23 protein-coding genes, 1 tRNA gene and 1 pseudogene are annotated in these 23,845 nt (G+C 71.2%); 7 read left to right on the top strand and 18 right to left on the bottom strand.

The features are described from left to right. The 7 genes and pseudogenes from FFA01_RS07235 to FFA01_RS07205 form a co-directional block, all read right to left on the bottom strand. Positions 1-235, bottom strand: a pseudogene (locus FFA01_RS07235) (M14 family zinc carboxypeptidase); the annotation flags it as partial. Continuing rightward, complete coding sequence (locus FFA01_RS07230; RefSeq protein WP_146854461.1) at positions 232-1,827, bottom strand: peptide ABC transporter substrate-binding protein; 1,596 nt, start codon at positions 1,825-1,827, stop codon at positions 232-234. The pseudogene FFA01_RS07235 and the gene FFA01_RS07230, both read right to left, overlap by 4 nt. A 193-nt stretch (positions 1,828-2,020) precedes the next feature. Beyond that, positions 2,021-3,541, bottom strand: a complete 1,521-nt coding sequence (locus tag FFA01_RS07225; RefSeq protein ID WP_146854459.1) for an amidohydrolase — start codon at positions 3,539-3,541, stop codon at positions 2,021-2,023. After that, positions 3,538-4,158 carry an FMN-binding negative transcriptional regulator gene (locus FFA01_RS07220; RefSeq protein WP_146854456.1) on the bottom strand — a complete coding sequence of 207 codons (621 nt, stop codon included), beginning with the start codon at positions 4,156-4,158 and terminating at the stop codon, positions 3,538-3,540. Before FFA01_RS07220 ends, FFA01_RS07225 begins: the two co-directional genes overlap by 4 nt. 68 nt (positions 4,159-4,226) lie before the next feature. Then, positions 4,227-5,201, bottom strand: a complete 975-nt coding sequence (locus FFA01_RS07215) for an Fpg/Nei family DNA glycosylase (RefSeq protein WP_146854454.1) — start codon at positions 5,199-5,201, stop codon at positions 4,227-4,229. Between the two features lie 100 nt (positions 5,202-5,301). Beyond that, entirely contained in the window at positions 5,302-5,787 is a 486-nt protein-coding gene (locus tag FFA01_RS07210; RefSeq protein ID WP_146854452.1) for a ribose-5-phosphate isomerase, read from the bottom strand. 92 nt (positions 5,788-5,879) lie between these two features. Beyond that, positions 5,880-6,524, bottom strand: coding sequence for a mycothiol-dependent nitroreductase Rv2466c family protein (locus FFA01_RS07205; protein ID WP_146854450.1), 645 nt, complete (start codon positions 6,522-6,524; stop codon positions 5,880-5,882). A 91-nt stretch (positions 6,525-6,615) separates the two neighbouring features. Between FFA01_RS07205 and pepN the strand changes: the two genes are divergently transcribed. The 3 genes from pepN to FFA01_RS07190 all read left to right on the top strand — a co-directional run bounded on the left by pepN (position 6,616) and on the right by FFA01_RS07190 (position 10,797). Further along, positions 6,616-9,156 carry an aminopeptidase N gene (pepN, locus tag FFA01_RS07200; RefSeq protein WP_146854448.1) on the top strand — a complete coding sequence of 847 codons (2,541 nt, stop codon included), beginning with the start codon at positions 6,616-6,618 and terminating at the stop codon, positions 9,154-9,156. A 133-nt stretch (positions 9,157-9,289) separates the two neighbouring features. Continuing rightward, positions 9,290-10,306, top strand: a complete 1,017-nt coding sequence (locus tag FFA01_RS07195; RefSeq protein ID WP_244289740.1) for a mechanosensitive ion channel family protein — start codon at positions 9,290-9,292, stop codon at positions 10,304-10,306. Beyond that, positions 10,303-10,797 (top strand): globin, encoded by a 495-nt coding sequence (locus FFA01_RS07190; protein WP_146854446.1) that lies wholly within the window; start codon positions 10,303-10,305, stop codon positions 10,795-10,797. Before FFA01_RS07195 ends, FFA01_RS07190 begins: the two co-directional genes overlap by 4 nt. Before the next feature lie 6 nt (positions 10,798-10,803). Here the strand turns inward: FFA01_RS07190 and FFA01_RS07185 are convergent, their stop codons facing one another. Then, on the bottom strand, positions 10,804-11,481 hold the full coding sequence (locus FFA01_RS07185) for a DUF8185 domain-containing protein (protein WP_146854444.1): 678 nt from the start codon (positions 11,479-11,481) through the stop codon (positions 10,804-10,806). A 21-nt stretch (positions 11,482-11,502) separates the two neighbouring features. Between FFA01_RS07185 and FFA01_RS07180 the strand changes: the two genes are divergently transcribed. After that, the gene (locus FFA01_RS07180) at positions 11,503-12,372 is read left to right on the top strand and encodes an acyl-CoA thioesterase (RefSeq protein WP_146854442.1); all 870 of its coding nucleotides are present in this window, start codon (positions 11,503-11,505) and stop codon (positions 12,370-12,372) included. A gap of 3 nt (positions 12,373-12,375) precedes the next feature. On the opposite strand, the gene FFA01_RS07175 is transcribed toward FFA01_RS07180, so the two are convergent. The 6 genes from FFA01_RS07175 to msrA all read right to left on the bottom strand — a co-directional run bounded on the left by FFA01_RS07175 (position 12,376) and on the right by msrA (position 16,700). Then, entirely contained in the window at positions 12,376-12,849 is a 474-nt protein-coding gene (locus FFA01_RS07175; RefSeq protein WP_146854441.1) for an acyl-CoA thioesterase, read from the bottom strand. A gap of 16 nt (positions 12,850-12,865) precedes the next feature. Further along, positions 12,866-14,551, bottom strand: coding sequence for an energy-dependent translational throttle protein EttA (ettA, locus tag FFA01_RS07170; RefSeq protein ID WP_146854439.1), 1,686 nt, complete (start codon positions 14,549-14,551; stop codon positions 12,866-12,868). Between the two features lie 84 nt (positions 14,552-14,635). After that, positions 14,636-15,094, bottom strand: coding sequence for a DUF6993 domain-containing protein (locus FFA01_RS07165; RefSeq protein ID WP_244289739.1), 459 nt, complete (start codon positions 15,092-15,094; stop codon positions 14,636-14,638). Between the two features lie 86 nt (positions 15,095-15,180). Next, positions 15,181-15,810, bottom strand: a complete 630-nt coding sequence (locus FFA01_RS07160) for a single-stranded DNA-binding protein (RefSeq protein WP_146854435.1) — start codon at positions 15,808-15,810, stop codon at positions 15,181-15,183. Between the two features lie 98 nt (positions 15,811-15,908). Then, the gene (locus FFA01_RS07155) at positions 15,909-16,121 is read right to left on the bottom strand and encodes a methyltransferase (RefSeq protein ID WP_146854433.1); all 213 of its coding nucleotides are present in this window, start codon (positions 16,119-16,121) and stop codon (positions 15,909-15,911) included. 51 nt (positions 16,122-16,172) lie between these two features. Continuing rightward, positions 16,173-16,700 carry a peptide-methionine (S)-S-oxide reductase MsrA gene (gene msrA / locus FFA01_RS07150; RefSeq protein WP_146854431.1) on the bottom strand — a complete coding sequence of 176 codons (528 nt, stop codon included), beginning with the start codon at positions 16,698-16,700 and terminating at the stop codon, positions 16,173-16,175. Between the two features lie 142 nt (positions 16,701-16,842). Here msrA and FFA01_RS07145 point away from each other — a divergent pair, with 142 nt between their 5' ends. From FFA01_RS07145 to FFA01_RS07135, 3 genes are all read left to right on the top strand, one after another. Further along, positions 16,843-17,862, top strand: coding sequence for an aldo/keto reductase (locus FFA01_RS07145; protein ID WP_146854429.1), 1,020 nt, complete (start codon positions 16,843-16,845; stop codon positions 17,860-17,862). A 106-nt stretch (positions 17,863-17,968) separates the two neighbouring features. Beyond that, positions 17,969-18,259 (top strand): hypothetical protein, encoded by a 291-nt coding sequence (locus FFA01_RS07140; protein WP_244289738.1) that lies wholly within the window; start codon positions 17,969-17,971, stop codon positions 18,257-18,259. Positions 18,260-18,373: 114 nt separating this feature from the next. Further along, a complete protein-coding gene (locus tag FFA01_RS07135; RefSeq protein ID WP_146854427.1) occupies positions 18,374-19,402 on the top strand; it encodes a hypothetical protein in 1,029 nt (342 codons plus the stop codon). Between the two features lie 249 nt (positions 19,403-19,651). Here the strand turns inward: FFA01_RS07135 and FFA01_RS07130 are convergent. From FFA01_RS07130 to FFA01_RS07115, 4 genes are all read right to left on the bottom strand, one after another. Beyond that, positions 19,652-19,724, bottom strand: a tRNA-Arg gene (locus FFA01_RS07130). A 150-nt stretch (positions 19,725-19,874) separates the two neighbouring features. Then, positions 19,875-22,019: an ArnT family glycosyltransferase gene (locus tag FFA01_RS07125; protein WP_146854425.1), complete on the bottom strand. Its 2,145-nt coding sequence runs from the start codon at positions 22,017-22,019 to the stop codon at positions 19,875-19,877. Then, positions 22,016-23,371 (bottom strand): bifunctional glycosyltransferase family 2/GtrA family protein, encoded by a 1,356-nt coding sequence (locus FFA01_RS07120; RefSeq protein ID WP_146854423.1) that lies wholly within the window; start codon positions 23,369-23,371, stop codon positions 22,016-22,018. The genes FFA01_RS07125 and FFA01_RS07120 overlap by 4 nt, the downstream gene beginning before the upstream one ends. 137 nt (positions 23,372-23,508) lie before the next feature. Further along, positions 23,509-23,769 (bottom strand): thioredoxin domain-containing protein, encoded by a 261-nt coding sequence (locus tag FFA01_RS07115; RefSeq protein WP_146854421.1) that lies wholly within the window; start codon positions 23,767-23,769, stop codon positions 23,509-23,511. Between the last annotated feature and the right edge of the window lie 76 nt (positions 23,770-23,845).

Raw genomic sequence — 23,845 nt, 5'->3', positions numbered from 1 at the left:
GGGAGCCGCTGCCGACGGTGTACATCAGGATCGGCTCGCCGAGACGGCTGGTCGCCACCCGCCGGCTCGAGACGAGACCGGGGTTCTCGCGCTCGATGCGGGCGAAGCGTCGCCAGAGCACGTCGAGGGTGGGGAACCCGTCGAGCGGGGGCACCGCGCCGGCCCGGCGGACGAGGTCGTCCGTCGAGCCGACGGCGGCGGCGGAGGTGCGGGTGGTGCCGTCGTGGATCGTCACTTCAGGGTGATCCCCTGCACGATCGGGCTGCCCGCCGCCTGCGGCAGCGTGGCGATCTTCTCGCTGGTCACGTACGAGTACTTGTCCGAGAAGGTCGGAGCGACCGGGAAGTCCTCGAGCACTCTCTCCTGCACGGCGCGGTACGCGTCGGTCGCCGCCTCGGGCGTCGCGGCCTGGTCGGCCTCGTCGAGGAGCGCATCGACGTCGGGCGAGCTGTACCAGGTGCAGTCGTAGCAGCCGCCGGCCTCGGTGAACAGCGAGCGGAGCGTGTTCTGCTGGCTGACGTAGAGCGCGCCCCAGTGACCGAAGTGCGGACCGGCCGTGGTCCGGTCGACGAGCCCCTGGTAGTACTCGGCCCAGTCGGTGCTCGGCGTGGCCACGACGTCGTCGACGCCGAGGTTCTGGCGGATCTGGTTCGCGTAGGCCTCGAACAGCGAGTCGACTCCGCTGCCGCCCGGGTAGACGATCTCCATCGTGCCGTCGAACCCGCCGGCCTCGGCGAGCAGGGCCTTGGCGGCCTCGGGGTCGAACTCGCAGTACTCGCCGCAGAGCCCCTCGGGCGTGCCGTCCATCGCGGACGGGGTGAACGCGGTCGCCGGCTCGTAGAGCCCGCCGTAGATGGCGTTGTTGACGGCGTCGCGGTCGATCGACATCGAGATGGCCTGTCGCACCCGGACGTCGGAGTAGCGCTCGTCGGTCAGCGGGAAGCCCAGGTAGTCGATGCCGGGGGCGTCGAACGAGTACAGGCGGTCGCCGAAGTCGGCCTCGGCCGAGGTCATCTTCGATGCGGGGAGGAACAGCACGTCGGCGTTGCCCGCGAGCACGTCGGTGTAGGCCGTGTTCTGGTCGCTGTAGCTCCGGTAGGTGATGCTGTCCACCTGGGCGGCGTCGTCGCCCTGGTAGTCGGCGTACTTCTCGACGGTGAACTCGGCGTCGTCCTCCCACGGCTCGGTCATCTCGAACGGGCCGTTGCCGATCGGCTCGCGGTCGTAGGCGTCCATGTCGTCGTACGCCGACTCGGGCATCGGGTAGAAGCCGGTCTGCGCCTGGCTGAGCTGGAGGGGGAACTGGCTGTCGGCATGCGACAGCTCGACCGTGAAGGTCGTGTCGTCGACGACCGTGAGGCCGCTCATCTCGCTCGCGGTCGGCTCGCCCTCGGCGGGGTTCAGGTCGGTGTAGCCGACGATGCCCGCCAGCTGGCCGCTGTTCTCGAACGCGTTCGCGGCGTCGGCGGTGTGGTTCCAGGCGTCGACGTAGCTCTGGGCCGTGACCGGGGTGCCGTCCTGGAAGGTCCAGCCGTCCCGGAGGGTGATGGTCCACGTGACGTTGTCGTCGGACTCGACGGACTCCGCCTGGACGTAGGTGATGGCGTTGTCCTCGTCGACCGAGACGAGCGGGGCGAACAGGCTCATGACCTGCGTGAAGGCGACCGTCTGCCTGCCCGGCGTGAGGTGGTCGGGCTCGCCGGTCGCGTAGACGAGGGTCCCTCCGGACCCGCCCTCGGCCGAGTCTCCGCCGGCGGCGCACCCGCCGAGAGAGAGGGCCGCGATCGTGACGGCTGCGGTGACGAGGGTCGTGCGGGTGGCTCTCATGTGTCCTCCTGCGCCCGGGTCGGGGCGGGTCGGGTGGTGCACTCCGATGCCGTGACGAGACGGCGTATCGACACGCTAGAGAGGGCGACCCGTCGAGCGGAAGAGTCTCGGCTCAAAAGTTTCATTGCTTTTTGAAACCTTCATGACCGGGAAACGTCGTCGAAACACGATCCGCGCCGCCGTCGTCCCGATCTCAGCCGAGCGCGACGTGGGTGAACCGGCCTCCGAGCAGCGTCGCCGCGACGTCGAACGACCGGAGCTCGGCGTCGGTCGCCGCCAGCGGATCCGCCTCGGTGACGACCAGGTCGGCGGCCGACCCCGTCTCGACCGCGCTGCGTCCGCGAGCGGACGCGGCGAGCGCGACGGACGAGACGAGACGCTGCTCGGGGTGCCATGACGCGCGCCCGTCGCGGGCCCGCGACACGGCCGCCGCCATCGACACCCACGGATCGAGCGGGGCCACCGGCGCGTCGGATCCGAGCCGGACCGTCACACCGGCCGCGACGAGCGTCTCGAACGCGAAGGCCCGCCCGGTACGGCCGGCCCAGTAGCGGTCGGCGACGTCGCGGTCGTCCATGGCGTGCTCGGGCTGCACACTGGCCACGATGCCGAGCCGGGCGAACCGGTCGACGTCCCGCACGTCGAGCAGCTGGGCGTGCTCGATGCTGCCGCCGCAGCCGACCTCCTCGAGCGCGTCGAGGGCCAGGGCGTTCGCCGCGTCGCCGATGGCGTGGACCGCGGGCACCAGGCCCGCCGAGGAGGCGCGGCGCAGCCAGCCGACGAGCTCGTCCGCCTCGTAGGTGGGCAGCCCCCGCGCCGCGGGGTCGCCCTCGAGCCCGGGGTACGGGTCGTGGCAGTAGGCCGTGCGGGTGTTCAACGAGCCGTCCGTGATGATCTTGAACGGCCCCATCGTCACGAGGCCCTCGGTGCCCTCGACGACGTCCCCGGTGCGCAGGCCCCGGGCGATCACGCCGTCGAGGTCCTGCGGGTAGACGCCGGCCTGGACCCGCAGGCCCCGGACGCCGCCGGCGACCCGACGCGCCCAGCGGTCGATCGAGAGGGTCATCTCGAGGTCGACGACGCCGACCACGCCGCGCGCCGACGCGGCCTCGACGGCCTCGGCGACCCAGTCGTCGAGCAGCTCCTCGCTCACGGCGCTGACGGCCGTGTTGACGTCGAAGGCCGCCTGCTCGCGCAGCAGGCCCGTCGGGTGACCACCGTGCCCGTGCTGCTCGAGCGCGCGGGAGTCGAGCCAGACGGCGTGCAGGTCCTTGCTGACGAGCACCACCGGCACGTCGCCGCTGACCGAGTCGAGCAGCGCCCGGGTGGGCGTGTCGGGCCAGAGCGCGTCCTGGAAGCCGTAGCCGATCAGCGGGCGGCCGGCCGCGGGCGGCTGACCGCGCAGGCGCTCGCCGACGAGCGACGCCGCCTCGGCGGCGGATCGCGCGGACGACAGGTCGAGGCGCTGTCGGACGAGGGCCCACTGATCCATGTGCACGTGCGAGTCCCAGAGCCCCGGACCCAGCCACCGGCCGTCGAGGTCCACGACGTCGACGCCGGATGCCGGCGTGATGTCGGGAGCCATCGCCGAGACCTCGCCGGACTCGATCAGGACGTCGACGAGGGAGCCGTCGCGCCCCGTCGGCCGGGCGTTCGTCAGGAGCAGGCCCCGTGCCTCCTCGGTTCCGCCCGTGGGGGCGTCGACGAGGCTCATCGGTCGCGCACCCGTCGCATCTCGGCGGCCAACGCCGGCTGGGCGTAGTGCTCGCCATGCTCCAGCTCGTCGATGATCCGGTCGACGACCTCGGGCGCCTTGTTCTGGCTGAGCTTGAGACGCGCGTCGAACCGGGTGACCCGCAGGCGGATGCCGACCGTGCCCTTGGCGACCCGGCGGGAGCCCTGCTCGTCGAGGGTCAGGGTCGACGGCTCGGGCATCTCGTTCTCGAAGTGGTCGACGAGCTCGCCCAGCACCCGGAAGTTCTCGTCGTCGGAGAGGATCTCGGGGGTTCCCCAGAGGTGCGCCGTGACATGGTTCCAGGTCGGGATGATCTGCTCGGCGGGATACCAGCCGGGCGAGATGTAGCCGTGCGGCCCCTGGATGATCACCATCACCTCGTGGTCGCCGAGCTCGTGCGCGCGCTCGTCGGGGCGGCCGACGTGGCTGACGAGCACGATCGCGTCCGGGTCGTCGCTCGCCTCGAGCACCACAGGGTAGTGCGAGGCGACGATGCCCTCGTCGGTGTGCGACACGATGGTCGCCCAGGGGTTCTCGCGGATCAACCGCTTGACCTCGTCGGCGTCGGACAGGACGAACGTGGGTGTGTGCCGCATGGTGTCACCCTGGCACAGGTTTCAGCCCTGCTTGAAAGACGTGACACGGACGTAACACGTCCCCCTCGTCAGACCTGATCGGTGGGGCACCAGTAGAGCTTGCGACCCGCCGCCATCTCCATGACGACGTTCGTGCCGCAGACCCGGCAGGGCAGCCCCTCGCGGTGGTAGACCCAGTGCCGGTCGGCCCGGCTGCGGAGCGCCTTCGCGTGCTGGGCCTTCGTGAGGCCGTCCATGGTCATCATCTGACCGAGCTCGACCCCGCTCTTCAGCAGCTTGGTCCAGTCCTTGTAGAGGGCCTCGAGGACGTCCTCGGGCACCTGGTTGCCGGGCGTGTGCGGGTCGAGGCGCGCGCGGAACAGCAGCTCGGCGCGGTAGATGTTGCCGATGCCGCTGACCACGCTCTGGTCCATCAGCAGCAGGCCGATCGGCGTGCGCTTCTTCCGGACCGTCGTGACGAACCGCTCGCGGCCCTTCTTCGGCGTGTCGACCAGCGGGTCGGGCCCGAGCTTCGAGATCGCGAGGTCGACGCCGGCGGCATCGAGCACCTCGCACTTCGTGGGCCCCCGCAGGTCGCCCACGGCGGTGTCGCTCAGCAGACGCACGCGCACCTGACCGACCGGATCGGGAGGGAACGACTCGATGTCGTCCTCGGCCTTCTCCTGCTCGGCCATGCGCACGCGCGTCCGGCGCGGCGCGCCGATGCTCGCCATCGAGTGCTCGCCGTCGTCGTCGGGGGCGTTCTCGGCCTTGCGCGTCGCCGCTCGACGGGTCCGCGACTCGGCCATCGAGTGACCCGTCGCGATGTCGCCGGCGAAGTCCCACGCGCCGTAGAGCCCCAGGTGAACATGCAGCCAGAGCCCGTTGTCGAATTCGAGGAACATCTGCTTGCCCACGGCCTTGGAGTCGACCATCGTCGCGCCGTCGAGCTTGGCGGCCCCGGCGGCGAACCGGCCCTGGGGCGAGCTCACCGCGACGCGGTGAGCGACGAAGGTCTGCTCGAACTGGTTGGCGATGCGATGGACGGAATGGCCCTCGGGCACGGCGGTTCCTCTCTCGTTCCGGCTCGTGACCCGACACGGCGGCCGGGACGACGAAGCGGCGGGATCGTCAGTCGATCCCGCCGCCTCCGACGTTACGTCGTCAGTCGACCGGGTGCCCGGCGATGGCGCCCGTGGTCTCGTACTCGCCGACCTGGGCGATACGACGCACGTGCCGCTCGTCGTGGCTGAACGGCTCGGCGACGAAGGCGTCGATGAAGGCCAGCGCCTCGGCCTCGGTGTGCTGGCGGGCGCCGATCGCGATCACGTTGGCGTCGTTGTGCTGTCGGGCGAGCTTCGCGGTCGAGTCGTTCCAGACCAGAGCGGCCCGGACGCCCTCGACCTTGTTCGCCGCGATCTGCTCGCCGTTGCCCGAGCCGCCGAAGACGACGCCGAGGGCCTCCTGGCCCTCGCGCTGATCGCGCACCACCGCTCGGGCGGCGGCGATGCAGAACGACGGATAGTCGTCGAGCGGCTCGTAGCTGGTCGGACCGTGATCGGTGACGTCGTGACCCGCGTCGGACAGGTGCTGGATGACGGTCTGGCTGAACTCGAGACCGGCGTGATCGGTCGCGACGTGGATGCGCATGGGGACCATCTTAGAACCGGGCCCCGGCCCCGCCGGACGACCCGCGCCTCCTCGGCTCGGGGTCGTCGGCGGGGCCGAGGAGGCGCGGGTCGTCAGTCGAAGACCGGCCCCGTCGTTCGCGTGCGCTTGATCTCGAAGAAGCCGGGGTACGAGGCCACGGCGACGACGCCGTCCCACAGGCGGACGGCCTCCTCGCCCTTCGGCGCCGGCGAGATGACCGGGCCGAAGAAGGCCGTGCCGTTCACCGCGATCACCGGGGTGCCGACGTCCTGGCCGACGCGGCCGATGCCGTCGAAGTGGCTGGCGCGCATCTGCTCGTCGTACTCGTCGCCGTCGGCGTAGCGGATGAAGTCGGCGGGCAGGCCGACCTCGGCGAGCGCCGCCGGGATCACCACGTCGGCGTCGGTCTCGCCACCGGGGTGGATGCGCGTGCCGAGGGCGTCGTAGAGAGGCTTGACGACGGCCTGGCCGTGCAGCTCGCCCGCCGCGGTGACGAGACGGGTGTAGCGGAGCATGCGGGCGAAGTTCGCCTTGTACTCGTCGCTGACGTCGTTGTCCTCGTTGAGCACGGCGAGGCTCATGATGCGGAACGTGACGTCGAGGTCGCGGTGCTTCGCGACCTCGTCGACCCAGCGGCTGGTCATCCAGGCCCAGGGGCACGAGGGGTCGAACCAGAAGTCGACGGAGGTGCGGGGTGCGGGGGCGGGCCCGTCGGCGGGCGCGGAGGTGTCGGTCATGCGCCCAGTCAACACCCCGGTCTCGTACAGCCGGTCTAGGCTCTCAGCGGACCACGAGTCCCCCCTCACCCCCTAGACGGATGGAGCCAGCGTGCCCGGAGAGAACCTCACCCGTGTCGAAGCGCAGGAGCGCAAGAGCGTCGTCGACGCGCAGTCGTACGAGATCGCCCTCGACCTGACCCGCGGCGACGAGGTGTTCGGCAGCTCGACCACCGTGCGCTTCACCGCCACCCCCGGCGCCTCGACCTTCATCGACGCCCTGACCCGGACGGTGCACTCGGTCACCCTGAACGGCACGGCGCTCGACGTCGCGGCCGTGAACGACGGGGTGCGCATCCAGCTCGCCGACCTGGCCGAGTCGAACGTGCTCGAGGTCGTCGCCGACGCCGAGTACACCAACACCGGCGAGGGCCTGCACCGCTTCGTCGACCCGGTCGACGGCGAGGTCTACCTCTACTCGCAGTTCGAGGTGCCCGACAGCCGCCGCGTCTTCGCCGTGTTCGAGCAGCCCGACCTCAAGGCCACGTTCCAGTTCACGGTCACCGCTCCGGCCCGCTGGGAGGTCGTCAGCAACCAGACGACGCCCGAGCCCGTCGTCGACGGCGAGGTCGGCACCTGGTCCTTCACGCCGACGCCCGTGCTCTCGAGCTACATCACGGCGATCATCGCCGGCCCGTACGACGTCGTGCGCAGCGACCTGACGAGCGCCGACGGCCGCACCATCCCGCTCGGCATCTTCACCCGCCGCTCGCTGACCGAGTACCTCGACGCCGACTACATCTTCGAGAAGACCCGCCAGGGCTTCGCGTACTACGAGGAGAAGTTCGACTACGCCTACCCCTTCGAGAAGTACGACCAGCTCTTCGTGCCGGAGTTCAACGCCGGCGCCATGGAGAACGCGGGCGCCGTCACCTTCGTCGAGACGTACGTGTTCCGCAGCAAGGTGACCGACGCCATCAAGGAGCGCCGCGTCGTCACGATCCTGCACGAGCTCGCCCACATGTGGTTCGGCGACCTCGTCACCATGAAGTGGTGGAACGACCTCTGGCTGAACGAGTCGTTCGCCGAGTGGGCGTCGACCATCTCGACGGCCGAGGCCACCGAGTGGACCGAGGCCTGGACCACCTTCCAGGCCATGGAGAAGAGCTGGGCCTACCGCCAGGACCAGCTCCCCTCGACGCACCCCGTCGTCGCGACCATCAACGACCTCGAGGACGTCCAGGTCAACTTCGACGGCATCACCTACGCCAAGGGCGGGTCGGTGCTCAAGCAGCTCGTCGCCTGGGTCGGCATCGACGCGTTCTACGCCGGGGTCGCGGCGTACTTCAAGAAGCACCACCACTCGAACACCGAGCTGAGCGATCTGCTCGTCGAGCTCGAGGCGACCTCGGGCCGCGAGCTGACCAGCTGGTCGAAGCTCTGGCTCGAGACCGCGGGCGTCAACACGCTTCGCCCCGAGCTCGAGGTCGACGGCGACGGCGCCATCACGTCGTTCGCCGTGCTGCAGGAGGCGGCGGCCGACCACCCGACCATCCGTCCGCACCGTCTCGCCATCGGCCTGTACGCCCTGCAGGGCGACGCGCTGGTGCGCACCGACCGCGTCGAGATCGACGTCGACGGCACCCGCACCGAGGTGCCCGAGCTGGTCGGCCTGAACCGCGGCGACCTGGTGCTGATCAACGACGACGACCTCGCCTACGCGAAGATCCGTCTCGACGAGGTCTCGCTCGCCACGGCGATCGCCCACCTGTCGAAGATCTCGAACCCGCTCGCCCGCGCCCTGGTCTGGGGCTCGGTCTGGGACGCCACGCGCGACGCCGAGACCTCCGCGTCCGACTACGTGCATCTCGTGCTCGAGAACATCGCGACCGAGACCGAGTCGACGACGATCCGCACCACGCTGTCGCAGCTGCTGCAGGCCGCCCGCAGCTACGTCGCGCCCGCACGCCGCGCCTCCACGGTCACCGAGGTCGGCGACGGCCTCTGGGCTCTGGCCCAGGGCGCCGAGGCCGGATCCGACGCGCAGTTCCAGTTCGTCACCTTCTTCGCGGCCATCGCGTCGACCGAGGCGCACGCGGAGGCGCTGGCCGGTCTGCTCGACGGCTCGCTCGCTCTCGAGGGGCTCACCGTCGACACCGACCTCCGCTGGCAGCTGCTCGAGGGGCTCGTGCTCGTCGGCGGGGCCGGCGAGGCCGAGATCGACGCGGCGCTGGCGGACGACAACACCGCGAACGGCGCCCAGGCCGCGGCCCGGGCCCGGGCGACGATCCCCACGACCGAGGGCAAGCTCGCCGCCTTCGCCTCGATCGTCGACAGCTCCGAGCAGCCGAACGCCATCGTGCGCTCGACGGCGATGGGATTCCAGCACACGAACGACCCGGCGATCCTGCAGCCGCTCGTCGAGCGCTACTTCTCGTCGCTGACGGGCATCTGGGAGTCGCGCAGCTACCACATCGCCGACACGCTCGTCTCGGGCCTGTACCCGGCCGGCCTCGCCGACCAGGCGCTCGTCGACGCGAGCTACGCGTGGCTCGAGGCCAACCCCGAGACGCCGGCGCTGCGCCGCATCGTCAGCGAGAGCGTCGCGGGCGTCGAGCGTGCTCTGCGCGTGCAGGCGGTCGACGCGCGGTAAGTCGACGACGCGCCATAGTCGACGACGCGCAGCGGCATCACCCCGGACGGCGGGCCCCCTCACAGGGCCCGCCGTCCCGGCGTCCAGCCGGCTCACCGCAGGGGCTCGTCGAGGCGTGCTTGACTTGTCGGCGATGACATCACTCCTCCTCGCCAGCGGCACCACCCCCTCGCCCACCCCGACCGACGCCGTCGCGGCGACGGCGGCCTCGTTCTGGGAGATGTGGGGCGTGCCGATCACCATCGCGATCATCGTCCTCATCGCGATCGGCGTGCGCATCGCTCTGCACTTCGTCATCCGCCGGGTCGTCGACCAGGTCGTCAACGGGATCAAGCGCAAGCAGAACGTCGACGACACCCAGGCCCTCATGGCCTCTCCCCTGCAGGCCGTCCGCGTCGTCCAGCGGACCCGCACGCTCGGCAGCGTGCTCAACAACTTCGTCACGGTCGTCATCGCGGCTCTCGCCCTGGTGATGATCCTCGATCAGCTCGGCGTCCAGGTGGTCGCCATCCTGGGTGCCGCCGGGGTGGTCGGCGCCGGTCTCGCGTTCGGCGCCCAGAACGTCGTCAAGGACATGCTGAACGGCATCTTCATGGTCGCCGAGGACCAGCTCGGCGTCGGCGACGTGGTCGACGTCGGACCGGCGACCGGGGTGGTCGAGGCGGTGGGCATCCGCGTCACGCAGATCCGCGACGTCAACGGCGTGCTGTGGTTCGTGCGCAACGGCGAGATCCTGCGGGTGGGCAACATGTCGCAGGGCTGGACACGCGTGGTGATCGACCTCGCCGTGCCCTACTCGGCCGACGTCGACCAGGTCCAGGACGCCATGCTGAACACCGCGAACGAGCTCGCCGCCATCCCGAAGTGGAAGCGCGCCGTCCTCGATCAGCCCGAGGTCTGGGGCATCCAGTCCATCGCCGACGAGCACATCGTCATCCGCATCGTCGTCAAGACCCGCTCGTCCGACCGCGACAACGTCGACCGTGAGCTGCGGTCCCGGCTGAAGAAGACGCTGGACGGCATGGACATCGTGCTGCCCTCTCTGACGAGCGTCGTCCTGACCGGCTTCGACGGCGCCTCCTCGGTCCAGGGCGCGCGCGCCCCGCGGACCGTGCCGACGCCCCACGTCCCGAAAGCGAAGCGCCGATGACCGACCTCCCCCCGACTCCCCCGTCGTCCTCGGGTCTACCCGTGGGCCCGCCCGCAGCCGGAGGCGCGGCGCAGCCGATCACGCTCCGCGCCGGTCTCGGCCAGGACGCCGCCCAGGGAAACTTCTGGCAGCAGATCGGCGGGCGGCCGACGTTCGAGCGGCTCGTGCGCCTCTTCTACGACGGCGTCCAGACCGACGAGATCCTCTGGCCGATGTACCCGGAGCACGACCTGGAGGGCGCGATCCAGCGCCTGACCGGGTTCCTCGAGCAGTACTGGGGCGGGCCCACCGCCTACAGCCAGGAGCGCGGTCATCCTCGACTCCGCATGCGGCATGCGCCCTTCACGGTGACGCCCGAGGCGCGCGACCGCTGGCTGCTGCACATGCGGGCCGCCGTCGACGAGCTCGAGCTGTCCCCCTTGGACGATGCGACGCTGTGGGGATACCTCGAGCGCGCCGCTCACGCGATGGTGAACGCGCACTCGGCCTGAGCCCGGTCAGCCCCCCAGCAGGGAGGCGCGGCGCTTCACGAGCACGTGCCCCCGGCTGGTCGTCAGGCGGGTCCACGGACCGGTCTCGAAGACGGCCACCTCGTCGCCCTCGACGAGGAACCCGAGGCTGAGGCCGGCGAAGGCCGCGCCGGCGGGGACGTGCTCGAGGCCGGGCACGGATCGCGACCACACCTCGGAGCGGACGCGGTGCACGATCTGCTCGCCGGCGTTCTCGGGCAGCGCGGCGGCGATCTCGTCGATGCCGGCCGTGGCCGTCGTCCGCAGGACGGACTCGTCCGCCTCGGGCAGCGGCGACCAGCCGCCCCGCGGCGGCGAGATGGCGGCCCAGGTGACGGTGTTCACCTGCACGGGCAGCGAGACGACGACGGGCGCCGTCGGATCGGTCACGTCGTTCTGGAGTCGGACGAGGCGCTCCTTCATCGACCGGACCGGCACGACCGCGTCGAAGGTGGGCGAATCGTCGAGACGGAAGGTCCGCAGGCCCAGGACGGTGGGGCTCTCGTCGAGCAGCCCCAGAGGGTAGAAGGCGGCGACGTAGACGGCGAGGACGCCGGAACCGGCGATGAGGCGCACCGAGCCGTCTTCGACCCGGCCGGCCCGCCCCAGGTAGGTCGCGAGGTCGCTGAAAGACAGGGAATCGGGGAGGGTGAATGACGTGCTCATCGGCCCCCTAAACTACATCGGATGACCGACGATCCGCTGCAGAGCCTGCTCTCCACCCTCGATCTCGCCCCGGCGGGCAACGTCGGCGGGCAGGACGTCTTCACCGGCACCTCGCAATGGGAGCCGATGGGGCGCGTCTTCGGCGGCCAGGTGATGGCGCAGTCGCTCGTGGCGGCGCAGCGCACCATCGGCGACGAGAGGTCCGTGCACTCGCTGCACGCGTACTTCCTGCGTCCCGGCGACCTCAGCATCCCGATCACCTTCACCGTCGATCGGATCCACGACGGTCGGTCGTTCGCCACGCGGCGCACGCAGGCCTCCCAGGACGGGGTGCCCATCCTGTCGATGATCGCCTCGTTCCAGACGACCGACGACGGTCTCGACCACCAGGTCGACATGCCCCGCGGGCTCCCCGACCCGGACGACGTCCCCAGCGACTCCGAGGTGCTCTCGGCGGTCGACCACCCGGTCGCCCGCGCCTGGGCCGTCCGCCCGTTCGACATGCGTCATGTGCCCTCGCCGGTCTACTTCGAGATCGAGGGCGCCCGGGTCGCCCACCAGGCGGTCTGGCTCCGGGCCACCGCTCCCCTGCCCGACGACGCCGACCTCCACCGGGCGGCACTGCTGTACGCCAGCGACTACACGCTGCTCGAGACCATCTACCGGCGGCACGGCATCCCGATGATCAGCCCCGGGCTGAAGGTCGCGAGCCTCGACCACGCGATGTGGTGGCACCGGCCGGCCCGTGTCGACGAGTGGCTGCTCTACGTCCAGGAGAGCCCCAATGCGACCGGCGGTCGCGGACTCGCGCTCGGGCGCATCTACGACCGGTCGGGTCGGCTGATCGCCAGCGTCGCGCAGGAGGGCATGATCCGGGTCCCGCGCGGCTGACCCTCAGCGTCGACGGAACGTCAACGGCTCGTCGACGTAGGGCTCCCAGGCCGAGCGCTCCCGCTGGGAGATGCGCCGGGGTCGATCGGTCGCGGTCTCGACGAGCACGATGGTCGTCGCCGCCTTGGTGAACAGCTGCGCCGGCTCGACGCCGATCGGCGACCACACCTCGTAGCAGACCTCGAGGCTCGCGCCGCCGAGACGGCCGATCCAGATCTGCACGTCGAGCGGCGCCCTGAGGTACGGGATCGGCACGAGGTACTCGAGCTCCTGCCGGGCGATGAGGGTCATCGTGTCGGCACCCGGGCTGCCGTCGAGCACGGCGGCCGACGTCGACCGGTCGAGGGTCTCGTCGGACGACCAGAACGCGTCGATGCGCGCCTCCTCGAGGAGGCGCAGCATCGACGCGTTGTTCACATGCCGATACCCGTCGAGATCGCTCCAGCGGACTCTGGTCGGGACGTGCAGGCGGGCCATGACGGTGACGGACGGGTCAGTCGCGCGTCAGCTTGCGGTACGTGGCCGAGCTGGGCTTGGCCGCGTCGGCGCCCAGGCGCTCGACCTTGTTCTCCTCGTAGGCCTCGAAGTTGCCCTCGAACCAGTACCAGTTGGGGGTGCCGTCGTCGTTCAGGCCCTCCCACGACAGGATGTGCGTCGCGATGCGGTCGAGGAACCACCGGTCGTGGGTGATGACCACGGCGCAGCCGGGGAACTCGAGCAACGCGTTCTCGAGGCTGCCGAGCGTCTCGACGTCGAGGTCGTTGGTAGGCTCGTCGAGCAGCAGCAGGTTGCCGCCCTGCTTGAGGGTCAGCGCCAGGTTGAGGCGGTTCCGCTCACCACCGGAGAGCACCCCGGCCTTCTTCTGCTGGTCGGGGCCCTTGAAGCCGAACTGCGACACGTAGGCGCGCGACGGGATCTCGGTCTTGCCGACCTGGATGTAGTCGTGCCCTTCGGAGACGACCTCCCAGAGGTTCTTGTTCGGGTCGATGCCGCCGCGGCTCTGATCGACGTAGGAGATGTCGACCGTCTCGCCGACCTTCAGCTCGCCGCCGTCGAGGGGCTCGAGACCGACGACCGTCTTGAAGAGGGTCGTCTTGCCGACGCCGTTCGGGCCGATGACGCCCACGATGCCGTTGCGGGGCAGCGTGAACGAGAGGTCGTCGATCAGGACGCGGTCGCCGAACGCCTTGTGCAGCTTCTTCGCGTCGATGACCTGCGAGCCGAGACGCGGCCCGACCGGGATCACGATCTCCTCGAAGTCCAGGGTGCGCGTGCGCTCGGCCTCGTTCGCCATCTCCTCGTAGCGGGCGAGTCGGGCCTTGGACTTGGCTTGACGGCCCTTGGCGTTGCTGCGGACCCATTCGAGCTCGGACGCGAGCCGCTTGGCGAGCTTGGCGTCCTTCTTGCCCTGCACCTGCAGGCGCTCGCCCTTCTTCTCGAGGTAGGTCGAGTAGTTGCCCTCGTACGGGTAGAGGCGTCCGCGGTCGACCTCGGCGATCCACTCGGCCACGTGGTCGAGGAAGTACCGGTCGTGGGTCACGGCGAGGACGGCGCCGGGGTACTTGCTGAGGTGCTGCTCGAGCCAGAGCACGCTCTCGGCGTCGAGGTGGTTGGTGGGCTCGTCGAGCAGCAGCAGGTCGGGCTTCTGCAGCAGGAGCTTGCAGAGGGCGACACGGCGCTTCTCACCGCCGGAGAGGTTGGCGACCTCGGCGTCGCCGGGCGGCGTGCGGAGGGCGGACATGGCCTGCTCCAGCTGGGAGTCGAGGTCCCAGGCGTCGGCGGCGTCGATCTCCTCCTGCAGGGTGCCCATCTCGGCGAGCAGGGCGTCGAAGTCGGCGTCCGGCTCGGCCATCGCGGCCGAGACCTCGTTGAAGCGGTCGAGCTTCTGCTTGATCGGGCCGACGCCCTCCTGCACGTTCTCGAGCACGGTCTTGGTCTCGTCGAGCTCGGGCTCCTGCATGAGGATGCCGACGGTGTAGCCGGGGCTGAGCTTCGCCTCGCCGTTGCTGGGGGTGTCGAGCCCGGCCATGATCTTGAGGATCGTCGACTTGCCGGCGCCGTTCGGCCCCACCACGCCGATCTTCGCCCCGGGGATGAACGACATGGTGACGTCGTCGAGGATCAACTTGTCGCCGACCGCCTTGCGGGCGCGCACCATCGAGTAAATGTATTCGGCCATGGGATCCAGTCTATCGGGCGGGGCGGCGGGCCCCGGTGGGCGAAGGGGAATCGGTCGACGGGGCCGCGGCGGGCGTCGCGCCCGTCACCAGTCGATCGTGCGCGTGGTGCCGATCAGGCAGAGTCCGGTGCCGAGGACCGGGGCGATCTGACTCGCGTACCCCGTCGAGCCCGCCTGCCCCACGAGGCAGTCCGAGCCCCAGAGGACGGAGAACTGCACGGAGTCGACCTCGCGGCCGATCGACGTCGTGTCGCTCGTGACCTGCATGTCGGCCTTGTCGAACCCGGCGGCGACAAGGTTGTCGACCAGCGAACGACCGTCCGTCGCGCCGCCCCCGTCGAGGAACGCGCGGTTGGCCTGGTCGAACACGGTGAAGGCCTCGTCCGTCGGCGAGTCGTCGCGGAGTGCGGGCGCGGCGGTGCTCGTCGCCGCCGGCGCGGAGGTCGAGGGCGCCGGCGTGGGCGTCGTCGAGGTGCAGGCGACCACCCCGACGGAGAGGCCCATGAGCATGACGGCGGCCGCGGCGGTACGCGATCGGAGCACGGCGTGCCTTCCTGGTCGAGCGGAGCGGCGCCCGGTCACCGGGGCCGTGACGATTCTAGGGCCCGCCCGGACGACCGCCCGGGAGCTCAGAAGGGGGCCTCGAGCTCGGCCGACGGCACGAGGATCCTCGGCGGCTCGCCGGCGCGAGCCGCCTCGGCTCCGACGGACGCGGACCCGACCTCGGGGACGGGAGCCGTCGCGCTCGGTCCGGTCGTCTCGTCGGCGCCCAGCGGCGCCGTCGACCAGGCGGCGGATGCTCCGGCACCCTCGTCGGAGGCGGGGAGGTCGTCGGACGCGGGGTGATCGTCGGGCGACGTCGGCTGCGCGGAGTCACCCGCGGTGCCTCCCGAGGTGATGGTGGTCGTGGAGCGCGCGTACGTCGAGCGCCCCCAGCGGAGGTCGTGCCCGATCGTCTCGGCGTCGATCTCGACCGTGGTGCCCGATCGCTCGCCGTTCTGCCACGGGCGGATCCGCAGCCGGCCGGTCACGAGCACGCGGTCGCCCTTGTGGACGCTCTCGCGCACGTTGGCGGCCAGGGTCCGGAAGACCGTGACGGTGTACCAGTTGGTCTCGCCGTCCACCCAGGCGTTCGCGCCACGGTCGAACTTGCGATGGGTGCTGGCCAGCCGGAAGCTGGCGATGTCGAGACCGGCCTCGGTCGTGACGGCGCGGGGGTCGGTGGCGATGGTTCCGGTGAGGGTGATGGTGTCGTTCATGGGGCGAGTCTCGTGACCGGGAGGTGACCGGTCGGACCGCGCCGCGCCTCCTTGTGGAGGGCTCCGGCGTCGATCCGACCGGGGAGGAGAGGACCGGGTCAGTGCTCGTGGAACTCCGGGTACTCGGCGCCGGGACCGAGCGCGGCGAAGAGCGCGCTCTTGGCGACGGCCAGCGTCGGGTACTCGCCCCCCGTCGCGTCACGGGAGGGCATGCGCACGACGAAGCCCTCGTGCGTGCGGTGGATGGACCCGACCGTTCCGGAGGGTCCGATGGCCACCCAGGTCTGTCGCGTCGTCGTCTGGTCGCTCATCGTCGAGCGCCTTTCTCTCGAGGGTGTCGGCACGCGGTCGCGTGTCGACGGTCAGGTCGCGAGCACGTACCTCGCGTACGACCTGCGGATCTTGTTGACCTTCGGCAGCGCCACGGCGAGGCAGTAGCCCTGGCCGGGGTTCTTCGCGAAGAAGTCCTGGTGGTACTCCTCGGCGTCGAACCAGGTGGGCAGCGGTTCGACGGTGGTGACGACCCCGCCGTCCCAGGCCTCGGCGGCGCGGTCGCGGGCCGTCTCGAACAGCGCCCGCTGCTCGTCGTCGGCGTAGTACATAGCCGAGCGGTACTGGGTGCCGACGTCGTTGCCCTGCCGGTTGAGCTGACGCGGGTCGTGCAACGTGAAGAAGACGTCGAGCACCACGTCGGCGGGGATGACGGCGGGGTCGAACGTCACCTTCACCGCCTCGGCGTGCCCCGTTCGACCCGTGCAGACCGACTCGTAGTCGGGCGCGTCGGTCTCGCCGCCCGTGTACCCGGACACGACGTCGCTCACGCCCTCGAGCGTGCGGTAGACCGCGTCGAGACACCAGAAGCAGCCGCCTGCGAGAACGAACGTCGTCATGATCGGCAACCTACTCCCGCGCCGGGGCGGCCCGCCTGGAACGCCGCTGGGAACCGCCCATGATCGCGCCGGACGGTTCCCGGGATCAGGAGGCGCGGCGCCGGCCCCGCAGCCGGGTCCGACCGAGCCCTAGGGTGGGCTCATGAGATCCCCCTTCACCCCCTACGTCGCCGACGACGCACGGTACTCGAAGCTCGACTACGTCCGCACGGGCCGGAGCGGTCTGAGACTGCCGCGCATCTCGCTCGGCCTCTGGAACAACTTCGGCACCGACCGGGTGCTCGAGACGCAGCGCGACATCGTGCTGCGGGCCTTCGACCGCGGAGTCACCCACTTCGACCTCGCCAACAACTACGGGCCGCCCTACGGCTCGGCCGAGGAGCAGTTCGGCCGCATCGTCGCGGCGAACCTCCGTCCGTACCGCGACGAGCTCGTCGTGTCGTCGAAGGCCGGCTACGACATGCGGCCCGGCCCCTACGGCGACGGCGGCTCGCGCAAGTACCTCCTCTCGTCGCTCGACGCCAGCCTCGACCGCCTCGGTCTCGACTACGTCGACGTCTTCTACTCGCACCGCCCCGACCCCGAGACGCCGATCGACGAGACCATGGGCGCCCTCGCCACGGCCGTCCGCCAGGGCAAGGCGCTCTACGCCGGCATCTCGAACTACTCGCCCGAGCAGACGGCGGCGGCGGCCGACGCCCTCGCCGCCGAGGGCGTCCCGCTGCTGATCCACCAGCCGCGGTACAACATGTTCGACCGGAAGCCCGAGGCCGGGCTCTTCGACACCCTGCTCGAGCGCGGCGTCGGATCGATCGTCTTCTCGCCGCTGGCCGGCGGGCTGCTCACCGGGCGCTACCTGTCGGGCAAGGCCCCCGCGGGATCGCGCATGGCCGAGGGTCGCTGGTTCACCGAGGAGGCGCTCAGCGAGACCTACCTCGAGCGCGTGCGCGGTCTCAACGACATCGCGGAGGCGCGGGGGCAGTCCCTCGCGCAGCTGGCGCTGACCTGGGTGCTCCGGCAGCCGGCCGTCACGAGCGCGCTGATCGGCGCCTCCTCGGTGGCCCAGCTCGACGACAGCCTCGATGCGCTGCACGGCGCGGCGCTGAGCGACGACGAGCTCGCTGCGATCGAGCCTCTCGCGGTCGACGGCACCGGGCTCTGACTCGGGGGCTCGTCCTGCCCGGGCCGACCACCGGCGATGTCGGTGGTCGGCCCTAGCGTCGGGGGTGTTCTCGACAGCATCGGCCGGATGACCCTCAGGAGCACTCATGACCACCGTCCACCCCCTCACCCTCGCCCACTCGCAGCCCCACACGCACTCCGAGCCGCGTCTCGCGCTCGACGAGACCCGCGGCGGTCTCCGCCTGGTCCAGGTGCGCGACGACCTCGCCCGGGTCACCCGGGCCGGGGGCGAGGTGCTCGGCTACGTCGAGCGGTTCGACGATCCCCAGGGCGAGAAGTACCGGGCCAAGAGGTTCGTCGCTCGACAGCGGCGCTTCGTCGAGATCGGCGAGTTCTGGAGCCGCGCCGACGCGACCGACTGCTTCCGCTTCGCCTGAGCGCCGCACACGACACGATGGATCGGCCGCCGCCCGTCGTCGTCGGGGCCCCGATCGAGGCGAAGCGCCTGTCGCACCCCGGCCGCCGACGTCCCCCGTTGTAGTGTCCGGGCCATGCAGTGGTGGAACAGTCTCGTGGAATGGATCTCGTCCGACGACGGATGGCGGATCGTGTCGGGTGCGATCATCCCGTTCGTGTCGATCGTCGTCGCCGGCGTCATCGCGGCCCTGATCGGTCGGGCCGCCATCCGACGTGCGATCACCCTCCACGACGACGACGCCAAGGCCGCCGCCGTCGCGGGCATCGTGACGGCCGCACGCAAGGCCGCGATCTGGAGCTCGCTGGGCCCCGAGGAGCGCGCCTACTCCGACCACCTCGCCCACGAGAGCGAGGTCCGTCTGCGCCTCCTGCCGGTGTCCGGCGCTCGCAGCGCAGCCAGCTGGGCCGAGCACGAGCTCGTCGACATCAAGCGCAACTCGGCCACCTTCAGCTTCCAGGCCGAGCAGTCGTTGGCGGACTTCCGCGATCGGCTCGTCGAATGGCAGGCCCGCCCCAAGAAGGCCAAGAAGCTGTTCCGCTACGACCTCGAACGCTGGAAGTACGAGGAGACCGACGTCGACAAGAACCTCGACGCCCGTCAGCGCGCGTGGGACGCCGAGCAGGCCGCCACGGCGGCGAGCGACTCGCGCCCTGCGCCGATGCCCACACCCGCGACGATTCCGAGCTCGGCTCCCACCGCGGCGTTCGTGTCGTCCACCGCTCCGGGCGCAGCAGAGCAGACCACCGTCTCGGTGCCGGCGGCAGCAGCGGCGTACGCGCGTCCGCCGATCGTCGCCCAGCCGTCGCCGGTCGTCGCAGCCGCGTCGGGAACCGGCTCTCGCCCCGAGGCGACGAGCGCACCCGCGACCGTCGCGGACGGCGAGTCGGGCCCCGGCGCCGAGACCGAGTCCGCTCACGGCGGCGCAGCCGAGCCGATCGCGCCGGCGGTGGAGCAGCCCGCGGCCGCTCCCGCTCCGGCAGCCGAGGCCGGGCGCCCGGCCGACGCCGAGTCCGACCTCGACCCCGACGAGGCGCGCTACGGCGAGCCGGTCAGCGCTCACCAGGTGCGCCGTCGGACCAGCCCCGACCCGCGCGACGACTGACCGGTCGCCCCCGACGAACGCCCCGAACCGCTGATGCGGGTTCGGGGCGTTCGTCGTCTCGGGCTGGACCTCGGTCGGAGGGTGGTGCCCCCGGCAGGCTGTGTCCTCACGACCGCGAACCTGCGACCAAGAGATGAGAAGCACCGCGAGAGCCGCTCCCGCTTCGGTGCCCCCGGCAGGCTGTGTCCTCACGACCGCGAACCTGCGACCAAGAGATGAGAAGCACCGCGAGATCTGCTCCCGCTCCTGTGCCCCCGGCAGGAATCGAACCTGCGACCAAGAGATTAGAAGGCTCCTGCTCTATCCGCTGAGCTACGGGGGCGGACCCGTCAACGATACCGTGCCGCCCCGGCGGGGCCCCGCGCGGCTCCGCACCGCGTTTCGTGCATCGCACCTCTGCTAGTCGAGGTGCGGTGCACGGAACGCGGTGCGAAGCGCCGACGAGGAGGCGCGGCTCAGCCGGCCCGACCGGTCACCCGGTGGGGCTGGTCAGGTCGTAGAGCGTCACCCCGTCCACCTCGACCGGCGTGAAGTTCGCCTCGACCCAGGCCGAGATGTCACTCGACTCCGAGCTGCCGCCGTTCGACTGGCCGACGGAGCCCCCGACGAAGTAGTGGATCTCGCCGTCGGCCACGTACTGCTCGAACTGCTCGAGCGTCGGGGACGGGTCGCTGCCGTTGAAGCCGCCGACCGCCATCACGGGGTCGCCCGTCGCGAGTTGGTAGCCCGCCGCGCTGTTCGATCCGACGGCCGCCGCGACCCAGGTGTACTGGTCGGCGTCCGCGCCCACGGCGGCGGCGAGCTCGTCGCTGATCGAACCCGCGCCGAGCAGCGAGCCGGCTCCGCCCCCGCCACCGGGGCCGGTCCTGGTGGCGGTGCCCGTTCCTCCTGCGGTCCCGGTTCCGGTCCCCGTTCCGCCTCCGGCTGTTCCACCACCGGTCGTGCCGCCGGGCAGTTGCGGGGGCGTGCCTCCACCGCCCGTACCCGCGGGTCCGCCCGTGCCGCCGGGAGCGCCGCCGGTGCCGCCACCGGGCCCGCCGCCCATGCCGCCACCGCCACCGCCACCGCCGAATCCGCCCGTGCCGCTCGACACGGTCGGCCCTGCCGTCACGATGGAGCCGGTGTGCGCGGTCGACACCGTCTCGACCGAGTACGCGGCCGGGGCCAGCAGACCGCCGGCGACCAGGACGGCGAGGGTCGTCGCGGCGAGCGCGCGACCCCTCCGGGGCAGCAGCACGAGCACCGCACCGACCACGGCGAGCGCGACCACGACGTACCGGATCCACGGCTGCCAGTCGGCTGACCGGCCCAACAGCACCCAGGCCCAGCCTCCGGTCAGCAGTGCGGCGGCGGCGAGCACGACCCGCACCCACAGGCGTCGGCGGCGGCTCCAGAGGACGTCGGCCGCGGCCCCGAGGGTCACGGCGATCGCCGGTGCGAGCGCCACCGTGTAGTAGGCGTGGAAGATGCCCGACATGAAGCTGAACACGAGGGCCGTCAGCACCATCCAGCCGCCGAACAGCAGCAGGGTCGCGCGCCGAGCCGAGGTGCGGTGCCGCCAGCCGAGCAGCACGAGGGCGGCGACTCCGATCAGGAGGGCGGCGGGCAGCAGCCAGGTGATCTGGCCGCCGAACTCGCCCGTGAAGAGTCGGGTGATGCCCGTCTCGCCCCACATGCCGGTGGTCGCGGCGCCGGTCGCGGTCCCTCCCCCGGTCACGCTGCCCGTCTCGTCGCCGGTCAGCCGTCCGAGGCCGTTGTAGCCGAAGGTCAGCTCGAGGAACGAGTCGTCCTGCGACCCGCCGATGTAGGGCCTCATGCTCGCGGGCACCAGTTCGACGATCGCGACCCACCAGCCGGCCGAGACGATCACCGCTCCGAGCGCCGCGAGCAGATGCAGCACCCGCTTCCGCAGCACGATCGGCGCCGCCACGAGGTAGACCCCCGCGAGCACCGGCAGGATCACGAACGCCTGCAGCTGCTTCGTCAGGAACCCGAAGCCGATCGCGACGCCGGCCCAGACGACCCAGCGGATCCTGCCCGACTCCACGCCCCGCACCGTGAGGTACGTCGCGAGGGTCAGCAGGAGCACCAGCAGCGCGTCGGGATTGTTGAAGCGGAACATGAGCACCGCCACCGGCGTGAGCGCGAGCACTCCCCCGGCGACGAACGCGGCTGCGGCCGAGAAGTGCCGACGCACCGTGGCCCAGACGAGCCCGACGGTCGCGACGCCCATGAGGGCCTCGGGCAGCAGGATGCTGAACGACGACAGGCCGAACAGCCGGACCGACAACGCCATGAACCACAGGCTGGCGGGCGGCTTGTCGACCGTGATCGAGTTCGCCGCGTCCGACGACCCGTAGAAGAACGCCTCCCAGCTCTGCGATCCGGCCTGCACCGCGGCCGAGTAGAACGAGTTCGCCCAGCCGTTCGCCGACAGGTCGAACAGGTAGAAGCCCGCGGTCGCGACGAGCAGGGCGAGGAACGCCGGGCGCTCCCAGCGGGCCGCACCCTCTCGACCGAGCACCAGGCGACGTCCGAGGGAACGGAGACGCGGGCCGACCGAGCGCCCCGACGGACGTCGGTCGGTCACCGGCAGGCCGCTCGCACCGGCGGTCATCGCTGGGCCGCCGAGACGTCGTCGTCGTCCGCGACCGCGGCGAAGCGCACGGTCAGGTCGGAGACGGGAGCGGGATGCGCCGCCGAAGCCCGGGAAGCCGGAGGGGAAGCCGAAGCCGACGCCCGCTCGTCCGCCGGTCCGGTCGTCACGTGCGTCGCCTGCGAGCGGAACACCCAGACGCGCAGCAGCGCGAACCGCAGCACGGTCGCGACGAGGTTCGCCGCCGTCAGCACCGCCAGCTCGGCGTGCGCTCCGGCCGACGGCGCTGCGGTGTGCAGCACGACGAGCGACCCGGAGGTCAGCAGCCACGCCAGCCCGAAGACCATCAGGCCCTGCAGCTGATGCCGGGCCACTCCCGACGAGCCTCGCACGCCGAAGGTGAACCGGCGGTTGGCGGCCGTGTTGAACACGGCCGTCACCAGCAGCGCCACGAAGTTCGCCGCCTGGGGCGGCATCAGGTGCAGCATCACCAGATAGAGCAGGGCGTACGCCGCGGTCGACGCCACGCCGACCACGCCGAACCGGACGACCTGGGAGAAGAAGGTGGGAGGCGCGGGCGGATCGAACGGACGCCTCCCGATGGCCTCGTACACGGCCTGGACCGGGATCGTGCCGCGGGCGATCCCCGTCCCGACGCGGACCATGCCCTTGAGGTCGGCCACCGCGGTCGACACGATGTCGACCGAGCTGTCGGGGTCGTCGACCCAGTCGACGGGGACCTCGTGGATGCGCAGACCCGAGCGCTCGGCCAGGATCAGCAGCTCGGTGTCGAAGAACCAGCCGGTGTCCTCCACCAGGGGCAGCAGGCGCTCGGCGGCCTCGCGGCGGATCGCCTTGAACCCGCACTGGGCGTCACTGAACCCCACGCCCATCGTGCGCCGCAGGAGGAGGTTGTAGCTGCGCGAGATGAACTCGCGCTTGCCGCCTCGCACCACGCGGGACGACCGGCTCAGCCGCGTGCCGATGGCGAGGTCGGAGTGTCCCGAGAGCAGCGGGGCGACCAACGGCCCGAGGGCCGAGAGGTCGGTCGAGAGATCCTCGTCGAGGTACACCAGCACATCGGCCGGCGAGGCCGCCCAGACCTGCTTGAGCGCACGGCCCCGCCCCTTCTCGGACAGGTGCACGGCGATCACCCCCGGCAGGCGGGCGGCGAGACGGTCCGCGAGCTCGGCGGTGCCGTCGGTGCTCGCGTTGTCGGCGATGGTCACGCGCCAGCGGTCGGCGACGTGTCGGGTCAGGTGGTCGTGAAGGCTCGCGATGCTGGCCTCGAGGGTCGCCGCCTCGTCGTACACGGGGACGACGATGTCGAGGCGCAGGCCGTCGGGTCGTGGGCTGTGGTCGTTGTCAGGCATGCGTCCACAGTCGATCGTCCGGCTATCGGGGGCCTCGCACGATCCGATGGCGGGGCCGCGGAGAGCTTATGAGGACCCGATGAGCCGACCCGCGCCTCCTCGGAGTCGCCCCGTCCGCCCGCACCCGCCGACGCGGTTCAGACCGCCAGGGCCATCGCTCCGAGCAGCTTGTCGAGCGACGGGACGCCCGCGGCCCGGAAGACGACCTCGCCGTCGTCGCGCGTGACGACGATGGTCGGGGTGCTGCGGATGTCGCGCGCCTCGGCCTGATCGGGGCGAGCGGCGACGTCTGCTTCGTCGACCTCGAGCGCGGGGACGAGGGCTCGGGCGTCGGCCACGACGGCGCGAGCGGCGTGGCAGGGGCCGCAGAACGCGGACGTGTAGAGCTCGAGCTTCATGCCGGGCACAACGAGGAGGCGCGAGGGAATGTTCCCTCGCGCCTCCTGCGATCGACTCCGGAGCGGCCGCAGCCGC

The organism is Frigoribacterium faeni (assembly GCF_007988805.1).
Lineage (GTDB): Bacteria > Actinomycetota > Actinomycetes > Actinomycetales > Microbacteriaceae > Frigoribacterium > Frigoribacterium faeni.
The sequence above is the reverse complement of the archived record's forward strand: the minus strand, read 5'-3'. Positions and strand labels throughout refer to the sequence as shown.

Excerpts from the sequence above, each read along its gene's own strand:
- FFA01_RS07185 (WP_146854444.1), bottom strand. The coding sequence starts at position 11,481 with ATGAGCACGTCATTCACCCTCCCCGATTCCCTGTCTTTCAGCGACCTC.
- FFA01_RS07120 (WP_146854423.1), bottom strand. The coding sequence starts at position 23,371 with ATGCCTGACAACGACCACAGCCCACGACCCGACGGCCTGCGCCTCGAC.
- FFA01_RS07125 (WP_146854425.1), bottom strand. The coding sequence starts at position 22,019 with ATGACCGCCGGTGCGAGCGGCCTGCCGGTGACCGACCGACGTCCGTCG.
- msrA (WP_146854431.1), bottom strand. The coding sequence starts at position 16,700 with ATGACGACGTTCGTTCTCGCAGGCGGCTGCTTCTGGTGTCTCGACGCG.
- FFA01_RS07230 (WP_146854461.1), bottom strand. The coding sequence starts at position 1,827 with ATGAGAGCCACCCGCACGACCCTCGTCACCGCAGCCGTCACGATCGCG.
- FFA01_RS07155 (WP_146854433.1), bottom strand. The coding sequence starts at position 16,121 with ATGAGCGACCAGACGACGACGCGACAGACCTGGGTGGCCATCGGACCC.
- FFA01_RS07160 (WP_146854435.1), bottom strand. The coding sequence starts at position 15,810 with ATGAACGACACCATCACCCTCACCGGAACCATCGCCACCGACCCCCGC.
- FFA01_RS07135 (WP_146854427.1), top strand. The coding sequence starts at position 18,374 with ATGCAGTGGTGGAACAGTCTCGTGGAATGGATCTCGTCCGACGACGGA.
- FFA01_RS07225 (WP_146854459.1), bottom strand. The coding sequence starts at position 3,541 with ATGAGCCTCGTCGACGCCCCCACGGGCGGAACCGAGGAGGCACGGGGC.
- FFA01_RS07195 (WP_244289740.1), top strand. The coding sequence starts at position 9,290 with ATGACATCACTCCTCCTCGCCAGCGGCACCACCCCCTCGCCCACCCCG.
- FFA01_RS07175 (WP_146854441.1), bottom strand. The coding sequence starts at position 12,849 with ATGGCCCGCCTGCACGTCCCGACCAGAGTCCGCTGGAGCGATCTCGAC.
- FFA01_RS07220 (WP_146854456.1), bottom strand. The coding sequence starts at position 4,158 with ATGCGGCACACACCCACGTTCGTCCTGTCCGACGCCGACGAGGTCAAG.
- FFA01_RS07145 (WP_146854429.1), top strand. The coding sequence starts at position 16,843 with ATGAGATCCCCCTTCACCCCCTACGTCGCCGACGACGCACGGTACTCG.
- FFA01_RS07140 (WP_244289738.1), top strand. The coding sequence starts at position 17,969 with ATGACCACCGTCCACCCCCTCACCCTCGCCCACTCGCAGCCCCACACG.
- FFA01_RS07180 (WP_146854442.1), top strand. The coding sequence starts at position 11,503 with ATGACCGACGATCCGCTGCAGAGCCTGCTCTCCACCCTCGATCTCGCC.
- FFA01_RS07190 (WP_146854446.1), top strand. The coding sequence starts at position 10,303 with ATGACCGACCTCCCCCCGACTCCCCCGTCGTCCTCGGGTCTACCCGTG.
- FFA01_RS07205 (WP_146854450.1), bottom strand. The coding sequence starts at position 6,524 with ATGACCGACACCTCCGCGCCCGCCGACGGGCCCGCCCCCGCACCCCGC.
- FFA01_RS07115 (WP_146854421.1), bottom strand. The coding sequence starts at position 23,769 with ATGAAGCTCGAGCTCTACACGTCCGCGTTCTGCGGCCCCTGCCACGCC.
- FFA01_RS07210 (WP_146854452.1), bottom strand. The coding sequence starts at position 5,787 with ATGCGCATCCACGTCGCGACCGATCACGCCGGTCTCGAGTTCAGCCAG.
- ettA (WP_146854439.1), bottom strand. The coding sequence starts at position 14,551 with ATGGCCGAATACATTTACTCGATGGTGCGCGCCCGCAAGGCGGTCGGC.